Origin of the sequence: Kitasatospora fiedleri, from assembly GCF_948472415.1 — a bacterium.
Classification (GTDB): Bacteria; Actinomycetota; Actinomycetes; order Streptomycetales; family Streptomycetaceae; genus Kitasatospora; species Kitasatospora fiedleri.
The window spans coordinates 54,241-71,836 of the sequence record NZ_OX419520.1 but is presented as its reverse complement, the minus strand read 5'-3'; the positions used below and the strand labels follow the sequence as shown (position 1 = coordinate 71,836).

The 17,596-nt window shown below is 75.8% G+C and carries 15 protein-coding genes and 3 pseudogenes; 6 read left to right on the top strand and 12 right to left on the bottom strand.

The features are described 5' to 3' along the window. The first annotated feature begins 12 nt into the window (after positions 1–12). Complete coding sequence (locus QMQ26_RS36540; protein WP_282206803.1) at positions 13–978, top strand: DUF5914 domain-containing protein; 966 nt, start codon at positions 13–15, stop codon at positions 976–978. A gap of 39 nt (positions 979–1,017) precedes the next feature. Here QMQ26_RS36540 and QMQ26_RS36535 read toward each other — a convergent pair. From QMQ26_RS36535 to QMQ26_RS36510, 6 genes and pseudogenes are all read right to left on the bottom strand, one after another. Next, positions 1,018–2,519 (bottom strand): annotated as a pseudogene (locus tag QMQ26_RS36535) (FAD-dependent oxidoreductase). A gap of 125 nt (positions 2,520–2,644) precedes the next feature. Beyond that, the gene (locus QMQ26_RS36530; protein WP_282206740.1) at positions 2,645–3,928 is read right to left on the bottom strand and encodes a lycopene cyclase family protein; all 1,284 of its coding nucleotides are present in this window, start codon (positions 3,926–3,928) and stop codon (positions 2,645–2,647) included. A gap of 301 nt (positions 3,929–4,229) precedes the next feature. Beyond that, positions 4,230–4,565, bottom strand: a complete 336-nt coding sequence (locus tag QMQ26_RS36525) for a YkvA family protein (RefSeq protein ID WP_282206739.1) — start codon at positions 4,563–4,565, stop codon at positions 4,230–4,232. 148 nt (positions 4,566–4,713) lie between these two features. Next, positions 4,714–5,109, bottom strand: coding sequence for a DUF2267 domain-containing protein (locus QMQ26_RS36520; RefSeq protein WP_199846879.1), 396 nt, complete (start codon positions 5,107–5,109; stop codon positions 4,714–4,716). 109 nt (positions 5,110–5,218) lie between these two features. Beyond that, positions 5,219–5,623 carry a DUF2267 domain-containing protein gene (locus QMQ26_RS36515; protein ID WP_282206738.1) on the bottom strand — a complete coding sequence of 135 codons (405 nt, stop codon included), beginning with the start codon at positions 5,621–5,623 and terminating at the stop codon, positions 5,219–5,221. A gap of 308 nt (positions 5,624–5,931) precedes the next feature. Then, positions 5,932–6,366 carry an Hsp20/alpha crystallin family protein gene (locus QMQ26_RS36510; RefSeq protein WP_100834365.1) on the bottom strand — a complete coding sequence of 145 codons (435 nt, stop codon included), beginning with the start codon at positions 6,364–6,366 and terminating at the stop codon, positions 5,932–5,934. 110 nt (positions 6,367–6,476) lie between these two features. Between QMQ26_RS36510 and QMQ26_RS36505 the strand changes: the two are divergent. After that, positions 6,477–7,171 (top strand): annotated as a pseudogene (locus tag QMQ26_RS36505) (type III effector protein). A gap of 389 nt (positions 7,172–7,560) precedes the next feature. On the opposite strand, the gene QMQ26_RS36500 reads toward QMQ26_RS36505, so the two are convergent. Continuing rightward, positions 7,561–7,701: a hypothetical protein gene (locus tag QMQ26_RS36500; protein ID WP_282206737.1), complete on the bottom strand. Its 141-nt coding sequence runs from the start codon at positions 7,699–7,701 to the stop codon at positions 7,561–7,563. A gap of 1,213 nt (positions 7,702–8,914) precedes the next feature. Then, positions 8,915–9,805, bottom strand: coding sequence for a helix-turn-helix transcriptional regulator (locus QMQ26_RS36495; protein WP_100834369.1), 891 nt, complete (start codon positions 9,803–9,805; stop codon positions 8,915–8,917). Positions 9,806–9,907: 102 nt separating this feature from the next. On the opposite strand from QMQ26_RS36495, the gene QMQ26_RS36490 reads away from it, so the two are divergent. The 4 genes from QMQ26_RS36490 (at position 9,908) to QMQ26_RS36475 (ending at position 14,103) form a co-directional block, all read left to right on the top strand. After that, positions 9,908–11,449 (top strand): MFS transporter, encoded by a 1,542-nt coding sequence (locus tag QMQ26_RS36490; RefSeq protein WP_282206736.1) that lies wholly within the window; start codon positions 9,908–9,910, stop codon positions 11,447–11,449. A gap of 517 nt (positions 11,450–11,966) precedes the next feature. Beyond that, positions 11,967–12,860 (top strand): oxygenase MpaB family protein, encoded by an 894-nt coding sequence (locus QMQ26_RS36485; protein WP_282206735.1) that lies wholly within the window; start codon positions 11,967–11,969, stop codon positions 12,858–12,860. A 500-nt stretch (positions 12,861–13,360) separates the two neighbouring features. Continuing rightward, positions 13,361–13,852, top strand: coding sequence for a DUF2975 domain-containing protein (locus QMQ26_RS36480; RefSeq protein ID WP_282206734.1), 492 nt, complete (start codon positions 13,361–13,363; stop codon positions 13,850–13,852). Continuing rightward, entirely contained in the window at positions 13,852–14,103 is a 252-nt protein-coding gene (locus QMQ26_RS36475; protein WP_282206733.1) for a helix-turn-helix domain-containing protein, read from the top strand. The genes QMQ26_RS36480 and QMQ26_RS36475 overlap by 1 nt, the downstream gene beginning before the upstream one ends. A gap of 55 nt (positions 14,104–14,158) precedes the next feature. Here the strand turns inward: QMQ26_RS36475 and QMQ26_RS36470 are convergent. From QMQ26_RS36470 to QMQ26_RS36455, 4 genes and pseudogenes are all read right to left on the bottom strand, one after another. Next, positions 14,159–15,161 (bottom strand): annotated as a pseudogene (locus QMQ26_RS36470) (oxidoreductase); the annotation flags it as partial. A gap of 166 nt (positions 15,162–15,327) precedes the next feature. Then, complete coding sequence (locus QMQ26_RS36465) at positions 15,328–15,486, bottom strand: hypothetical protein (protein WP_282206732.1); 159 nt, start codon at positions 15,484–15,486, stop codon at positions 15,328–15,330. Positions 15,487–15,622: 136 nt separating this feature from the next. Further along, a complete protein-coding gene (locus QMQ26_RS36460) occupies positions 15,623–16,444 on the bottom strand; it encodes an arylamine N-acetyltransferase family protein (RefSeq protein ID WP_282206799.1) in 822 nt (273 codons plus the stop codon). A gap of 204 nt (positions 16,445–16,648) precedes the next feature. Then, the gene (locus QMQ26_RS36455; RefSeq protein WP_282206798.1) at positions 16,649–17,536 is read right to left on the bottom strand and encodes an SDR family NAD(P)-dependent oxidoreductase; all 888 of its coding nucleotides are present in this window, start codon (positions 17,534–17,536) and stop codon (positions 16,649–16,651) included. Positions 17,537–17,596: the final 60 nt, after the last annotated feature.

Sequence of the window (17,596 nt, the reverse complement as noted above, 5' to 3'; positions counted from 1 at the left end):
TGGACTCCCCCGCTGCGGCTGCGCCGGGGCCCGGGCTGGGCGCGGCAGGAGCCGTCGTGGCGGGCGGCGCGGCCCGCGCTGATCGCCGCCGCGCTCGAACGGGCGGCGGCCCGGCCCGCCGGGAACTGGTTCGTCGTCGGCCGCGCCGGGGTCGCCGGCGGCGGTCGGCCGTGCGGGCGGCTGGTCGGCGGCGCGGAGGTGGTGCTGTGGCGGGACGCGGCGGGGGCGCTGCGGGCCGGGGCGGGGAGCTGCCCGCACCTGGGCGCGCCGCTGAAGGACAGCCGGGTGGTGTGCGGCACGCTGGTGTGCCACTGGCACGGCCTGGCCCTGAACGGCGGTCCGGTGGCGGGCTGGGAGCCCTACCCGGTGCACGAGGACGGGGTGCTGGCGTGGGTGCGGCTGGACGCCGTGGGCGGCGGGGAGCCCACCGAGCGGCCGGTGGCGGTGGCGCGGCCGGAGGCGCGGGGGGCGGTCACGGCGGTGTACACGGGGCTGGGCCGGTGCGAGCCCGCGGACGTGGTGGCCAACCGCCTGGACCCGTGGCACGGCTCCTGGTTCCACCCCTACTCGTTCGTGGACCTCGCGGTGGTGGAGACGCCGGAGGGCGCCGGGGAGGACCGGTTCGTGGTCGACGTGTCCTTCCGGGTGGCCGGGCGGCTGGTGGTGCCGGTGCGGGCGGTCTTCACCGCGCCCGGGCCGCGCACCGTCGTCATGCGGATCGTCGAGGGCGAGGGGGAGGGTTCGGTGGTGGAGACCCACGCCACCCCGCTGACCGGCCCCTCCTCCCCCGCGCCGCGCACCGCGGTGGTGGAGGCCGTCATCGCCGCCTCGGGGCGGCGCGGCTTCGCCGCGGCCCGGGCGCTCGCCCCGGCGCTGCGGCCGCTGATGCGCCGGGCCGCGGCCCGGCTGTGGCGGGACGACCTGGCCTACGCGGAGCGCCGCTGGGCGCTGCGCAGCACCGGCCGCTTCCCCGGCTGACGGGGGGCGGCCGACCCGGGCGGCCCGCCCGCCCGGGGATCAGCGGGCCGCCCGGCGGGCCACGGCGCGCAGCAGGCGGGAGCGGCCGGCCCGGGGCACCGTCCACAGGGTCTGGCCGGCCACGCCCCAGCGGGCGAGCAGGGCGTTGGCGGCCTGGAAGCCGGTGGTGGCGGCGCGTTCCATCAGGGCGACGGGCAGGTCGGTGCGGACCAGGTCGCCGGCCAGGACGACGGCGGGGTGCGGGGTGGTGACGCCGGGGCGGCGCGGCCATCCGCCGACCGGGAACACCGGGCAGTCCCGGCGCCATTCGTGGCGGACGTCCACCGTGCGGGCGTCCCGGGTCTCCGGGTAGACCTCGTGCAGCCGGGCCGCCATCCGTTCCTGCACCTCCTTGGGTTCTGCGTCCTCGGGCACGGCGTAGGCGTGCAGCTCGACGACCGATCCGCCGGTGCGGGCGGACCAGCGGGCCGCCTCGCCCTCCCAGTGGTTCAGCACGCTGACGTTGTCCAGTCCGTCGTAGCCGCTGGTGCCGAGGAAGCCGGGCCGGTCGGCGGCGACCGGGCGGTCCAGCCAGAGCCGGGAGACCAGGAAGGGCGGCGCGGTGCGCAGCGCTGCGACGTCGGCGCGCCAGGCCGGGTCGCCCAGCTGCTCGGAGGCCGCGACGAGGCGGCGCAGGCCGGCGGCGTCCAGGGCGAGGACCACGGCCTGGTGGCGTTCGGCCCCCGGTCCGCGGAGAGCACCTCGAGGTCGCCGCCGGGCAGCGGCCGGACGCCCTCGACGGCGGACCCGGTGCGCAGGTCGACGCCGTGGGCGCCCAGGTAGGCGGCCAGCGGCTCCCACAGGGCCTGCGGGTAGGGCTCGGTGGGGACGTCGAACAGCAGCCCTTCGGAGGAGCCGAGGAAGTAGATGTGGAACATCAGCAGCAATTCGGCGGCGGACAGCTCGCGCGGGTCGGTGAAGAAGCTGCGGGAGAACACCTCGAAGGCCAGGTGGTGGGCGGCTTCGGGGAAGTTGATCCGCCGCAGGAAGTCGTGCGCGCTGGTGGTGTCGTGGCGCTCGAAGACCTCCGGGACGCGGACGTCCAGCAGCGGCAGGGCCGCCCGGGCGTCCAGGGCGGCGAGGTCGCGCAGGCCGAAGGTGGGGCTGCGGGCGACGAAGCCGGCGGCGCTGAGCGGCGGGGTGCGCGGCACCCGGGCGAAGCTGTCGGTCGTTCCGGAGCGGTGGCGCAGCGGGTAGTCGGGCAGGCCGGTCAGCCGGGTGAGGCCGGGGTCGGTGCGCCGCAGCAGACCGCGCAGGTTGTAGTACTGGCGGAAGAAGGCGTGGAAGCCGCGGCTCATGGTGGCGGTCGAGCCGTCGGCGAGCCGGGTGGTCCAGCCGGCGACCCGGCCGCCCAGCACGGGCTCCCGTTCGTGCAGGACCACCTCGATGCCGCGTTCGGCGAGCGCGGTCGCGGCGGCCAGGCCGGCGATCCCGCCGCCCACGACGGCCACCCGGGGCGGCCGGGACCCGGGGAAGCGGGCGTGGCCCGGGGCGGCCCGCACCACCTCGGCCCGACGGTCCCGGCCGCGCCGGGCGGCGGGCGGGCGGTGCGCGGCGGGCTGGTCGTACCGGTCGCGGTGGTGCGGGTGCTGGTCGTGCGGGTCGTGGGGGTCGTGCTGGTGCGCTGTCAACGGTCGTCCTCACGGGGGTCCGGGGCGGGTTCGGGGCGGGCGCCGGGCGGAGTCCGGCGCGGCAGCAGGGGCAGTTCGGCGGCCGACCGCAGCATGGGGCCGACGGGGCAGCGCAGGCCGATGCGCAGCTCCTCGACGGGCGTGCTGCCGCCGTCCAGGAAGCGCAGCACCTGCTCGGCGGGGGTGCGGCGGAACAGGTCGGTGAAGAACCGGGGCCCGTCGACGCGGCCGGTGTCCAGGGCGCGCAGCAGGACGGCGTCCATGGCCAGGGCCCGACGTCCGTGGGGCGCGGGTGCCGGCGCGGGGCGGCCCGGTGCCGTCGACCGGCCGAGGGCGGCGGCGATGGCGCGGCTCTGCCGCTGGACGGCGGCGAAGGCGTACCCCGTGGCGGGGCGGGTGGCGCCGCCGGCCGTACCGATCCGCACGTGCGCGGGGCCGACCCGGCGGGGGAAGCGGCCGTCGGTCATCGGGATGACGCCCTGCTCGACCTCCTCGACCGTGAACTCGTCCAGGCCCAGCACCTGCCGGGCGTAGCCGTGCAGGGCGCGCTCGTACCCGGGGACGGTCAGCGGGTGCCGGGAGAACTCGGTGTACTCCACCAGGGCGCGGTCGGGGGCCAGCGGCAGCACGTAGCCGAAGCCGAGGCCGTGGGCGGGCTGCGGGACGCGGAAGTCCATCAGGTGGGCCGTGCCGGGGTCGAAGCTCGGGCGGGCGGTGCGCACGAACCAGCCGCGGAAGTGCTGGAGCAGGGTGGTGCGGGCCGGGGGGAGCCGGGTGGGCGGCCTGGAGTCGAAGACGTGTCCGGCGTCGAGGGTGAGCGGCCGGCCCGCCGCGTCCTCGGCACGCACCCGGGCGCCGGGGCGCCCGTCCGGCCGGGCCCGCACCTGGTGCACCGTGGCCCGCAGGACCCTGGCCCGGGGGTGGGCGGCGAGGCGGGCGTGCACCAGTTCCTCGAAGGCGGTGGAGCGCAGCATCCGGTAGCGCAGCGGGGCGGGCGCCGCCTCGACGGTGCTCCCGTCCGGGCCGGTGATCCGCAGCCGGGACCACTGGGCGAGGACGGCCTCGTCGTACTCCCCCGGGCCGTCGTCCCAGAAGCACCAGGTCCGCGGCGCCGGGCGCAGCGGGCCCTCCGGTGCCTCGATGACGGTCACGTCGAACCGCGGGCCGCCGGGGCGGCCCTCCAGGTCCTGTCTGACCAGCCAGTGGGCCAGGCTGAGTCCGGCGGCTCCGCCGCCGATGACGACCAGCCGGAGCGGCTCGGCCTCCGCGGCTCTTCTCAACTCGCCCCTGCCTTCCGGGTCTGGGCGGGACCGCGGGCCGTCCGCGCGGTACCGGACGGTCCCGCGCGGTGGGCGGCCCGGGGGCCGCCGGGCGGGCACCGCCGCGCGGCGGCCTGCGGGTACCGGCCGCCTCCGCCGCCGGCCGGCGCGTCGCGGGAAGGCCGTGCCCCACTTTGGCACCTGCGCCGGGAGTCGACCGCGTCATCCGCCGGTACACGCCGACGGGTCGGCCGTCCGGCGGACCCGTCGGCGGCCGGGCGGGCCTCGGCGCGGTGCCCCGCTCCCCGGTGGCGGCCGGCGGTCACGGTCGGCGGTCGCGGCGGGCCGCGCGGCGGGCGGTGCGGTGGACGGCCCCCTGGACGGCTTCCTTGGGGACGGCCTTGCCGAGCGAGCGCAGGGCCAGCAGCAGGACGCCGAGGTCGTCGAACAGGATCGGGTCGGGCAGCAGGTCCACCGGGGAGATCAGGTAGACGATCGCTCCCCAGAACAGCACCTTCTTCGACATCGGGATGCCGGTGTCGGCCAACAGCCGCTTGGTGCGCACCAGTTTGACCACCAGCACGACCGCCGCGACCACCGTCGCCGCCACCAGCGCCGCGCCGGCGACCCACACCAGCGTGCTCGTCCCCTCGTCCATCCGTCCACCTCTTCCAGCGTTCCTGCCCGTCCGGTCGGAACACGTCTGCCCCGCTTCGGGCCGAGCGTTCCTCCCCGCCGGGCACGCGTTGGGGAGACGTCAGGAGGTTGACGGGACGTCAGGAGATTGACGGGACGTCAGGACGGAGTCAGGCCGCGGCCAGGTCGGCGCGGCCGAACAGCAGGGCGTAGCCGCGGGGCAGGTGGGCGAGGAGGCGGTCGGTGAGGGGGGCGTCGGTGAGGGTGGTGAGGGCGGCCAGGACGGAGGAGGCGTCCCAGCGGGCGGTGGTGAGGCTGGTGCCCAGGGTGTGGGCGAGCGTTTCGACGAAGGCGGGGGCGGCGACGGGGCGGGGCAGCGGGATCTGGGCGGTGAGGACGGCGCGGGCCCGCTCGGGCAGGACCGCGGCGAGGTCGCGGCGTTCGTCTCCGGTGAGCTGGGAGCCCAGGACGGACAGGACGGCGTCGAGGACGCGTTCGGCTTCCTCGTCGCTGGAGTAGCGGCCGAAGTCGCGGACCTGCTGGAGGAGGTGGCGGTAACGGGTCATGGCCGTGGGACCTTCCGGGGGTTGGCCGCCGACGGCGGCGGCGGTCGGGGCGGAGGGGCGGTCGGGGTGGGGCGGGTCGGGGTGGGGCGTGGTCGGGGCGAGGGAGTCGTCAGGGTCGTTCGCCTGCGGTCGGGCGGCCGAACAACAGGTCGTAGCCGGGCGGCAGTTGGAGCAGGATGCGCCCGGTGAGGTCCTCGCCGGCGGCGTCGGCCACCGTGGACAGGACGGCGCCGACGTCCCACAGGGCCGTGGCCTCGGTGGCGCCCTCGATCCAGGCGGCGGTCGCGCGGACGAAGCGGTCCGGGCCGAGCGGCTCGGCGGCGGGCAGCGGGTTGAGCAGAATCAGGGCCATCGTCTCCGGCAGGCGGGCGGCCAGTTCGGCGCGGACGTCGCCGACCAGGTGGGCGCCCAGCAGGGCCAGGACGACCCGGGCCGCGCGCTCCGCCTCCTGCGGGGTGCCGTACTCGCCGCGCTCCCGGACCTTGTCCAGGAACGCCTCCCATCGAAGAGTCATCGCGGTTCTCCCTCCGTCCCGAGGGCCGACGCGCCCGGTGCCCGGCCGGTCTCGACTGCCGGGTACCGGGGCGGGCCCGTGAGTGTGAGCAGGCGGGCGGCGCGGCGCCGGGACCCGCCCACGGGCAGGCGGGCGACGCGCCGGTCGTTCACGGCGTTGCCCCGCTCCCCCAGCCGGCCGGCCCGCCACCGGGCGGCCGGGGGTCGGAGGGCGTTCCGGCCGCCCCTTCGATCGCGGGGGGAGCGGGACCGGGGGCGGCTCGGAACGGCTTCGGGGAACGGTCTCCGGGAACGGCTTCCGGGAACGGGTCAGGCCCGGATCTGCTTGCGGTCGCCGGTGTGGCCGATGGCGATCTTGCGGGGCTTGGCCCGCTCGGCGACCGGGATCTTCAGGGTCAGTACGCCGGCGTCGTAGTCGGCGCTGATCCCGGCGGGGTCGAGGGTGTCGGAGAGCATGACCTGCCGGGAGAACACGCCGAGCGGGCGCTCGGACAGCTCCCACTTCACGCCCTCGCCCTCCTGGTGCGGGCGGCGCTCGGCCTTGACGGTCACCATGTTCCGCTCGACGTCGATGTCGATCGCCTGCGGGTCCACCCCCGGCAGGTCGAAGCAGATCACGTACTCGTCGCCGGTGCGGTACGCGTCCATCGGCATCGGGGTCGGCCGGGACCAGGTGCCGGCCGTGTTGACGAACTGCTGGGTCAGTCGGTCCAGCTCGCGGAACGGGTCAGTGCGCAGCAGCATCGCGAAACACCTCCATGGATCGAATGGGTTGCCAGTGCGCTTCACCTGACACCTTTGTAGCGCGTCATCCATCCGATGACAAGTCGCCATGTCGCCGATAGGGTGACTGCATGAGTGAGAAGCCCCGCAGCGCCGCCCCGGACGGCCCCCGGCCGCCGGAGCCCGCCTCGTTCCTGGCCACCGCGGCGGCACTGGCCGCCATCGACGACGCCGTCCGCACCGCCCACGACCCCGCGCCCCGGCCCCCCACCACCCCTGACGCGCGGCAAGGGCCTGAACAGGCCCTGGCCGCGCTGCTGCTGCTGCGCGAACTGCGCACCGAACTCGCCGGCTGGGAGGCCGGCCTGGTGGAGACCGCCCGGGAAGCCGGCGCCACCTGGGCCGACCTCGCCCACCCGATGGGCGTGGCCAGCCGCCAGGCCGCCGAGAACCGCTACCTGCGCCTCAAACCCGCCACCGGCCGCGGCGGCGGGACGCGGAGCGCGACCGGCGCCGAACGCGTCAAGGCCGTCCGCGACCGCCGCGCCGCCGACCGTACGGTCACCGCCTGGGCCCGCGACCACGCCGCCGAACTGCGCGTCCTCGCCGCCCAACTCACCGCCGCCCCCTCCCCCGCGACGCCCAACCGGCCCAAGCCGCCCTCACCACCGCCCTCGGCACCACCGACCCCGCCGACCTCCTCCCACCCCTCACCGCCATCCGCCCCCACCTCGACACCGGCCAGCACGACCTCGCCACCCGCCTCGACACGCTCATCCACCACACCACCCGCCTCCGCGACAGCAGCGACCGCCGCCGCGCCTGACCGCGTCGCCGGGGAGGGCGGGCGGCGATCACCCGAGCCACCGGACCCAGTACAGCCGACGGGAGGGAGAACCTCGTGTCCGGTCAACTCGGTGACCTGCTGCGCGGGTTGTGGAAGCCGACCGAGCTCCCAGGAGGAGTTGGCGCGCCGGCCGGGGGTGAGCGAGCGTGCCGTCCGCCGCCTGGAGACCGGCACGGCCACCGACCAACGGCTGGCGACGTTCAACACCCCGACGGGCGGTCGGCTTCGTTCACGCGGAGCAGCGATGCGGTGTGTGACCTCAAGGAGTTCAACGACGCGGAAGTGCAGAGCCGAGCCCGGAGCCGACAGGTCGCCGAAGCAGGCCGCACGAGCCCGTGTCCCGTCGAAGGTGACGGTGGACCAGCGGTTCAACGGACCTGGCGAAGTGACGGCGCCGAGTGGCGCAGGATCTCGAACCCAGTGGTCGTCCCGGCCTGCGGCCACCGGTCGAACCGACGCGGCAGCTGCTCGCTGTCGACGAAGCCGACCGGGAGGCCGTCGAGTTCCACGAGGACTCCGCCCGCGATGTCACCACGTGGCATGAGAGGGGCCCGGACCTTGCCCGGGACGTGCCTCCCGATCGGGAAGCGATGGATGAGCCCGTCACGCCACTGCCGCTCGTACGTCCGCCTTCTCTCCGCAGTGCTCCCGTGGGTCTGCGCGCAGTGCTCCCGTGGGTCTGCGCGCCGGCCCGGGCAGAGGTGGCGACAGGGACCCGGGGGCGGGAACCGGAATCCGTGGTGCCGAACGACGGCCGCAACCACGGCTACTGGGCCCTGGCCGACCACGTCCGCGAAGGACCTCCTCAGCGTGCTGCGGGGAGGCGTCCGGCTTGATTCCTGAAGTCTGGTTCTGTCGCCCCGTCAGAGCACGAAGGGCGGGGCCGAGGTGGTGGCGGGGACAGCCAGGACGGTGCAGAGGGCGAGCCGGATCGGGAGCTCAGACCTGGTGATTGGGCGGGCGGCGGAGTGCCGGCGGGGCGGGCGCGTCCGGGTCCGGCTCGAGGAACGGGGAGCGGTCGACGGACAGGGGGCGCGGGTGTTGGCCTGCCGGGAGGGCCTGGTCGGCCGCGGGTTCGGAGAAGGCCAGCCCCAGGGGGCGGCGGTCGGGACTCATGGGCACAGTCTGCCCTACCGCCGGCGGACAGCCCGCGTCCGGCCGATCCGTTCGCGCGGTGGCGGGCGTGGAAGGGGCGGTGGGTGGCGGTTGTTCTGCCGATCTTGATGGCCGCGAGTTCGACGGCCGGCCCCTCTGTCGGGTGCTCTGCTGGTTCCGCTGAGCTCGACGGCGGTACTTTCCGGCCGTCGTCGGCGCCGGCGCCCCGGGCAGGCCGAGCGCCCGGGGCAGCGATAGGGTCGGGCGCCACGACCGCGCCGCACGGCTAGGGCGCTGCCCCCGTGCGAGGAGGGCTGCTGGACGGTGGTCCGGCTGGTGGTCACCGGGCCGGAGCGGGGCCGAATGCGGCATGACGATCGCATCGGCGGCACGGACCTTCAGCCGGTGCGCGGCACCGACGGCTCTCCCCTGGACTTCGCCGGCTGGTACCTCGGCTGGCTCGCGGACGTCGAGGCTGCCTGCGAACAGGCCCGGCGGCCGGCCCCGGGGTGCGGCGGGTCAGCTGATGGTGAAGCAGCCCGAGATGTCGGCGACCGCGTCGAGTCGGCCGATGTGGCTGCCGCAGAGCGCGCCGTGGCGGCACCGGCGGCGTCCAGGACGGGGTGCTCAGGCGCCGGTGGCCGCGTCGGCGGCGGAGTCGTCGCGGGAGGTCCAGGCCGGGGCGGCGCCGACCAGGGAGTCGAGGCGTTCCAGGCGTTGGGTGGTGGCGGCGTCGGTGGGGGTCATGACGACGATCCGGGCGTCCCGGGCCCGGTCCAGCCACAGGCTCTGGAACTGGACGTCGAGGGTGCCGACGCGCGGGGACTGGTAGCGGCGCAGCTGGGTGCGGTCGCCCACGACCTCGTACGACTCCCAGTGCCGCACGAAGTCCGGCGACTCCTGGCGCAGCCGGGTGATCAGGGCGTTCCAGCGGGGGTCGTCGCGGTGCTCGGGCTGGCGGGTGCGGAGCTTCGCGGTGATCTCGCGCAGGACGGTGTCCTCGTCGACCAGGCTGTTGCGCCAGCTCGGTTCGGTGAACATCAGCCAGGCGCAGTTGCGTTCCTCGACCGGGTACGCGTCCAGGTCGGCGAACAGGTAGCGGTAGGTGCGGTTGGCCGCGACCAGGTCGTAGCAGTCGGTCTGCACGGCGGCCGGGTACGGCAGCAGTTTGGCCAGCAGGGCGGTGTGCTCGGGGCGCAGGTCGATCGGCGGCCCCGGCTGGGCGGCCGTGCCGCGGCCCGCGAGCGCCATCAGGTGCCGGTGTTCGGCGGCATCCAGGCGCAGGACGCGCGCGACCGCGTCCAGGACCTGGTCGGAGGCGTTCTTGGCCCGGCCCTGTTCGAGCCAGGTGTACCAGGTGACCCCGACGCCGGCGAGCTGCGCGACCTCCTCGCGCCGCAGGCCGGGCGTGCGGCGGCGGCCGGCCGCGGGCAGGCCCACGTCGCCGGGGGTGAGGCGGGCGCGGCGGGCGCGCAGGAAGGCGCCGAGGGCGCTGCGGTCGGGCGTCGAGGTGGTCACCGCACCAGTGTCGCGGCTCGCGGCGGGCAGATCCAGGTGGTGCTGGTACCCGTATGACCAGGCTCCTGGTACCAGGATCGGGCGGGGCGCAGGGTCGTGGTCATGACCGCACAGACCGTTCCCCTCACCCGTCCCGTGGTGCCGCGTCCGGCGCGCGCCCTCACCGGCGGCGGCCTCGCCGTCCTGCTGCTCGCCTACCTGCCCGTGAACATGACGTTCGGGTCGGTCAACCTGCTCGAACCCGCGATCACCGCGGACCTCGGGGTGAGCGTGTCGGGCGGGCAGCTGGTGCTGTCCGCGTACACCACCGCGTTCGCCGCGACCCTCGTCGTCGCGGGGCGCCTGGGCGACCGGTTCGGGCGGCGGCGGCTGCTCGCGGCCGGGGTCGGCGCGTTCGGCGCGGCCTCGGTGCTGGCCGCGCTCGCGCCGAACCTGGCCGTCCTGGTGGTGCTGCGCGCCGTGCTGGGCGCCGCCGCCGGGCTCTTCACCCCGCAGGTGCTGTCCACCATCCAGTCCACGGCGCCCGGGCGGCTGCGGGCGCTGGGCGTCACGCTGTTCGCCGCCGTCAGCGGCATCGCCACCGTCACCGGCCAACTCCTGGCGGGCGCGGTGGCGCAGGCGGCCGGCGAGCACTGGGGCTGGCGGCTGGTCCAGGTGCTCACCGGGGCGCTGGGCGCGGCGGCGCTGCTCGCCCTGCGCACCGTGCCCGAGTCGCGCTCGACCGCTCCGCTGGCGCTCGACCTGCGCGGGGCCACGCTGCTCGGCACCGGCCTGCTCCTCGTCGTGGTGCCGCTGACCCTCGGCACCTCCGCGGGCGGCCCGGCCCCGGTGTCCGCGATGCTGGCCGCGGGCGCCGCGGTGCTCGCCGTCTTCGCCCGCTCGCAGCGCGCCGCCGAACGCCGCGGCGAACTGCCCGTCGTGCCGCCGAGCGTGCTGCGCACCCCGGCCGTGCGCCGGGGCCTGGTCATGACGCTGCTGTTCTTCACCGGTTACGGGGCCTTCCTGTACGAGTTCTCGGCGCTCGCCCAGAGCGCGTTCGGCGTGGACGCCTGGGGCACCGTCCTGCTGCTGCTCGGCTTCGGCGCGGCATTCGTCGTCACCGCCCTCGTCCTGCCGGCCGTGGAACGCCGCACCGGGCGCTGGACGATGACCGGCGCGGCCGTCGGGCAGGCGGCCGTGCTGCTGGGCCTCGCCCTCACCGTGGACGGCACCCGCGGCGGGGCCCCGGCGGCCCTGCAACCGCTGCTGGTCCTGCTCGGCGTCACCCAGGCCCTGATGTACGGTCCGGTCCTGCGCACGGTCCTGTCGCGCACCCCCACCTGGGCGGCGGGCGTCGCCGGCGGACTCTTCACCACGCTGCAGCAACTCGGCCTCGGCCTGGGCGTGGCCCTCCTGGGCGGGCTCTTCCACGCCGTGGCCACCGCGACGGCGGGCGGCGGCGGTGCGAGCGGAGGTGCGAGCGACGGTGCCGATGGCGGGCTGTCCCGCGGCTTCGCCGTCACCGTGGCCGTGCAGGCCGTGCTGGCCCTGGCGTTCGCCTTCCTGGCCGCCCGGATCGCCCGGGCCGGGGAGGGGGACGGGGCGGAGGCGGACGCGGGCGCGGGTGAGGGTGAGGGTGAGGCGGACGGTGTGGTCGGTTCCTGACGGGGGGTCTCCCCCGCCCGGGAAGGAGCCGTCGCCGACCGGGGTGGTCGGCCGGGCCGGTGGAACCGTTCCGCGGCTGCCACCGGGCCCGGACCCGAGGCGACCGGGCCAGCCGCCTCGAACGTGGCTGCGGAGACCGCGTCGACCGACCGGGACGGCGGGCAAGCGGCGCAACAGCCCTGGCGGCGGACGGGACAGACCTGAGCGGTAACCGGCCCCCGCGCGGTAGGGCCCGGGTCTCGGTCCGCACCGACCGTCGCCCGGGCAGGAGTTCCACCACGGCGGCCCGCTGGCACGGCGGGGTGCGCGCTGCGCCCGGGGCCGGGCCTGGGGCCGGGCCCGGCGGCCGACCACTACCGCGCCCGGTCTCGTGTCGTTGCGGCGGGGACGTGGACGTCGCGCCGGGGCGGTTCCACGCCGAGGCCCGATCTCCCGCGCCCTGGACAGAGCCGGTCGGCGGACGGGTGGGCGGGTGCGCGGCTTGGTGCCGTCCGGGTCAGCGCCTACCGTGGAGGGCATGGACGCGGAGCGCGGCGGGGTGTCGTCGGGCGGGGTGCAGGAGCGGCTCGGGCTGCGGGAGCGGTTGGGGGCGGCGCTGTTCGCGAGGGTGGCCGGGCCGGACGGGCCGGCGGTGCGGCAGCGCATCCACGGGACTCCGGGGGCGCGCTGGTTCGCTCCGGACCGGCCGATCCGGACGGTGCACGGTGACGCCTCGATGTTCGTCGGCGGGTTGGCCGCGCTGCTGGTCCAGTCGCTGCACCCGTCGGCCATGGCGGCGGTCGCCGCGCACTCCGGCTACCGCAGCGACCCGTGGGGGCGGCTCCAGCGCACCAGCACCTTCCTGGCCGTCACCACCTTCGGCACCGCGGACGACGCCCGGGCCGCGGTGGACCGGGTCCGCGCCGTGCACGCCCGCGTCCGTGGCACCACGGCCGCCGGGCTCCCCTACCGCGCCGACGACCCGCACCTGCTGGCCTGGGTGCACGCGGCGGAGACCGACAGTTTCCTGCGGGCCCACCAGGTGTACGGGGCACGGCCGTTGGACGCCGCGGGCTGTGACGCCTACGTGGCGGACACGGCCGAGGTGGCCGCCGCCCTCGGGGTGCAGGACCCGCCCCGCGACCTCGCGGCCCTCGCCGCCGTCCTGCGCTCCTACCGGCCGGAGCTGGCCAGGACGGCCGAGGCCCGGGCCGCCGCCCGCTTCCTGCTGTTCCGCCCGCCGCTCCCCCTGCCCGTGCGTCCCGCCTACGGCGCGCTGGCCGCGGCCGCCACGGGCCTGCCCGCCCCGGAACACCGCGCCCTGCTGGGCCTGCCGTCCGATCCCCTCAGCGCCGCGGCGGTCCGGCCGCTCGGTCTGGCCGTGGTGCGGGCGATCCGCTGGGCGATGCCCGTGCCCCGCGAACAGGTCTGAGGCGGCGCGGCGGCGCAGCGGTTCCGGCCCGGGTTTTGCGCTCGGGCGCCGTCGGGTGGACCGTGGAGGTGGAAGCACGTCGACGCACCAGACCACTCGGGAAATCGGGAGGACGCCATGTCCGTCAGCAACTCTGTTCCCGCCCCGGTGCAGTTGCCGGGCCACTCCGCACCGACCGAGACGCCCGAGGGCGAAGGCTCCACGACGCACGGCATCTCCACCCCGAGCCGGTGGAACTGCACACGGCCTGGCCCGGCTGGATACCCCTCCTGATCATCGTGGTGATGGTCGTCTGCTGCATCGGCTTCGCCGTCGGGCGGATCTTCGCGTGGTGAACGTGGTGAGCGCGATGAGCGTGGCGAGGCGGCGGCTCCGGCCGCCGCGGCCGTAGGGGTCGATGAACCGGTTGCGCGGGGGCGCTGTCCGCCCTCCGGCTCGAACCTTGCTCCACCTATCGATTTTCGATAGATTTCCATCGCATCTCGATGGAAGGATGGGGCATGGGAGAGCTGGTGGTGCGCGCGCTGCGCGCCGTGCTCGCGGTGGTGTTCGCCGGCAGCGTGCTGGTGCAGGCGCTGATGCTGTGGGTGCTGGTCAGTGGGAGCGACCCGGAGGACGGGTCGCTCCCGCTGACTTCGCTGCGCGTGGTCACGATCCTGGGGATCGGGGCGGCCCAGGCCGCCATGGTCTGCGTGTGGCGGCTGGTCACGATGGTGCGGCGCGGGACGGTGTTCTCCCCCGCCGCCTTCCGGTACGTGGACGGCATCATCGGGGCGATCGTCGCGGCGGCCGTCGTGTGGTTCGCGGTCGCGGCCCTGAACGCGCCCGGCCAGCGGGACGACCCCGGCGTCACCCTCATCATGGGCGGGATCGGCGTGGCGGTCCTGGGAGTCGCGCTCATCGTGTTCGTGCTGCGCACGCTGCTCGCCCAGGCGGTCGCCCGCGACGTCGAAGCGGCCAGGATGCAGGCCGAGTTGGACGAGGTGATCTGATGCCGATCGCGGTCGACATCGACGTGATGCTGGCCCGGCGGAAGATGTCCGTCGGCGAACTCGCGGACCGCGTGGGAATCACGCCCGCCAACCTGGCGGTGCTCAAGAACGGCCGCGCCAAGGCGGTGCGCTTCGCGACGCTCGCCGCGCTCTGCGAGGTGCTGGAGTGCCAGCCGGGCGACCTGCTGCGCTGGGAGGCCGGGGCGGAAGTCGAGACCGGGGCCGGGGCCGAGGTCGTGGTGGGCGACTGAGTCGGAGCCGAAGCGTCCGGCGGACGGCTCCGCCGGGCGCGGAACCGGCCCGCCGTCACCGGTGCGGGTGGCTGTCGGGGGTGGCGTGCTGCCGCGTCGGCAGCCAGGCGCGGTAGCGGCGCAGGGCCCGGCGCTGCTGGAGTTGCTCGGTCAGCAGGGCGAGGGCCGGGTGGAAGCCGGGGCGCGGGCGGCTGCCACGGGCGAGGCGGCGCAGTTGGCGGCGGACCTGGGCCATGGCGGCGGCGGAGGCGAGGGGCTTGTCCTTCCAGGTGACCGGCCGCATCCGCTGGTCGGCTTCGCGGCCGTGGCGCCAGCGGTCCGGGAGGTCGGGGGTGACGGCGAGGGCGGTGCCCATGCCGACGAGTGCGACGCCGCCGGCGAGGACCTGTTCGACGGTGGCGCGGCGGGTGATGCCGCCGGTGAGCATCAGCGGGAGGGGGCTGGTGGTGACCAGGTCCTCGGCCAGTTCCAGGAAGTAGGCTTCGCGGGCCGGGTGCGGGTGTCGGTGGCGCGGCCGGTCATGGCGGGGCTCTCGTAGCTGCCGCCGGAGAGTTCGACCAGGTCGACGCCGAGCGGCGCCAGCCAGGCGATCACCTGGCGGGCGTCGTCGGCGTCGAATCCGCCGCGCTGGAAGTCCGCGGAGTTGATCTTCACGGCGACGGTGAAGGCGGGCGGGACGGCCGCGCGGACGGCGCGGACGGTGTCCAGCAGCATCCTGGCCCGGTTCTCCAGGGGGCCGCCCCAGGCGTCGGTGCGCCTGTTGACGAGCGGGGAGAGGAACTGCGACAGCAGGTAGCCGTGCGCGGCGTGGATCTCCACCCCGTCGAAGCCGGCCTGTTCGGCGCGGGCGGCCGTGCGGGCGAAGCGCTGCACGGTGGCCGCGATCTGCTCGGGGTCATGGCGGTGGGGCGGCCGAAGCGGCCGCTGTGCCGACCGAGGTCGACGCCGAGGTCGGAGGGGCCCCAGACGACGCCGGGCATGTCGGAGGCGACCTGGCGGCCGGGGTGGTTGATCTGCATCCAGACTGCGGCGCCGCCGGACTTGGCGGCCTCCGCCCACGCGGAGCCGGTCCTCCAGGAGCCAGGGGGCCTTGCGTCCGAAGCTGTTCGGCTCCTCCTCGACGTCGGACAGCGCGGTGAGCCGGTAGTCGGCGGAGGGCCGGCCGCCGTCATCGGTCCGGGGCGGGCCCGGGCGGCCGGTCCGGGCCGGTGGGTGGCACGGGCGTCAGTGCCAGTAGCTGGGGGTGTTTCCGCCCGGCTGGTTCCAGGCCCACACGACGAAGGCGGTGAGGGCGGCGGCGAGGAGGAGGACGAGGAGGAGGCAGCCCAGGGCGCCTCGGCGGTTGGGGCGGTTGCGGCGGTTGCGACGGTCGATGTCGTTCACGGGGCCCCGGGTGTCGGATTCGACGTGCAGTCGAGCGTGCCCGCCGACGAGGGCCAGGGGCAAGGGGCGCGGAGGGTGCGGCCGCCCCGACCGGCCCCGTCGACGGCCCCGGCCCCGTCGCCGGTGGTGGTGCGGATCAGGCGCGGCGGGTCGGCGGGCGGAAGCCGGCGGGCGGGGTGAGGCCGAACTCGGTGTGCAGGAGGTCCCGGAGGTCGCCGGGGTTCTCGATCTCCCGGACGGAGCGGGTTCCGTCGGGTGCGGTGCGGACGAAGGTGGTTCCGTCGAGCAGGAGGTGGTGGCCGGTGGCGAGGGTGCGCTGGACGTAGAGCCGGTGGAAGGGTGAGCGCGGGTAGGTGGCGGTGAACCAGTTGCCGAGCACGAGGTCGGCGACGGGTACCCGGTCCATGGTGAAGGCGGTCTGGTCCTGCCAGCCGCCGCTGCCGCGGACCTGCACCACCCAGATCGGGGCCGGGCCGTCGGCCTCCTCCAGGACCAGGCGGTGCCGGCGGCCGGCGGTCTCGTGCTCCTGTCCGGGGACCATCGGCAGCGGTTCCAGCAGTGCGCCGGTGTTGCCGTACCCGACGTCCGCGAGGTACCGGCCGGGGACGCCGGGTATCTCGACGGCCAGCACCATGTGGGTGCGGGGGCGCTCCTCCCACGGGCGGGCCCCGGCCCGGACCCGGCCGGTGAGGCGGCGGACGGCGAAGCCCAGCCGTTCGAGGACGGCGGCGAACAGGCTGTTGTGCTCGAAGCAGTAGCCGCCGCGGGCGGATTCGACCAGCTTGGCCTGGAGGTCGCGGAGGTCCAGCGACGGCACCTCGCCGATCACGACGTCCAGGTTCTCGAACGGGATGCCGAGGACGTGGGCGCGGTGGAGGGAGCGGAGGGTGGCGAGGGTGGGGGCCCGATCGCCGTCCCACGCGATGCGGGTGAAGTACTTGTCGAGATCGACGGTCATCGGGGCGCCTTTCGGGCGGAACGTTTCGGTGGGTCGCCGCGGGCGGGCCCGGGTGCGAAGGTACCGCTCGACGGGGCGGCACCACCGGACATGGCCAAGGTTCTTGACGCACCGAAACGTTCCGGCACCCCGGATCGGACCCGTCCGGCCGGGACGGAGCAGGAGCGGGGCGACAGGCCGTCAGGCACTCAGGCCGTCAGGCACTCAGGCCGTCTCGGGCGGCAGGTCGACGGGGTGGGGCTCGGCGAAGTCGGCCGAGCGGCTCACCTTCTCCCAGGCGCTCGCCTCGGCCAGTTGGCGGCGGGAGTGGTCGAGCGCCATCTCCACGGCGTTGACGCCGAGGAGCAGGTGGCCCGGGACCCGGCCGCGGTGGACGGTGCGCACGATGATCCCGGCCGCCCGCCGCGGGTCGCCCGCGGCGCCGGAAGTGCTCTGGCGCACCCGGCGGTTCATCGCGCCCACGGTCTCCTCGTACGCCTCCGGGACGGGGTGGACGGTCATCGACGAGCCGGCCCAGTCGGTGGCGAAGCCGCTCGGTTCGACGACCATGAAGCGGATGCCGAACGGGGCGGTCTCCGCCGCCAGCGCCCGGGTGAAGCCGTCGACGGCGAACTTGGCCGCCTGGTAGGAGGCGATGCCCGGGGAGCCGCCGACTCGCCCGCCGATCGAGGAGAACTGGACGACGGTGCCCGCCCGCTGCCGTCGCAGGGCGGGCAGCGCGGCCTTGGTGACGTGGTAGACGCCCCAGAAGTTGGTCTCGAACTGGGCGCGGAAGTCGTCGTCGTCCGCGCTCTCCACCGGCGAGACGTTGGCGTACCCCGCGTTGTTGACCAGGACGTCGATGCGGCCGAAGCGGGCGAGTGCGGCGTCGACGGCCGTGCGGGCCGCGTCGGGGCTGGTGACGTCCAGCGGCAGGGCGAGGACCCGGTCGCCGTAGGGGGCCAGCTCCTCGGCGAGGGCTTCGGGGCGGCGGGCGGTGGCGACGACGAGGTCGCCCGCGTCGAGGGCGGCGACGGCCAGGGCGCGGCCGAGCCCGCGGGACGAGCCGGTGATGAACCAGACCTGCCGGGTGCTGTGCGCGTGTTCGCTCATGCAATTAGTACAACACCGTTCTCCTAATAAAGCAACACCGTTCTCTTAACTCCTCCTATG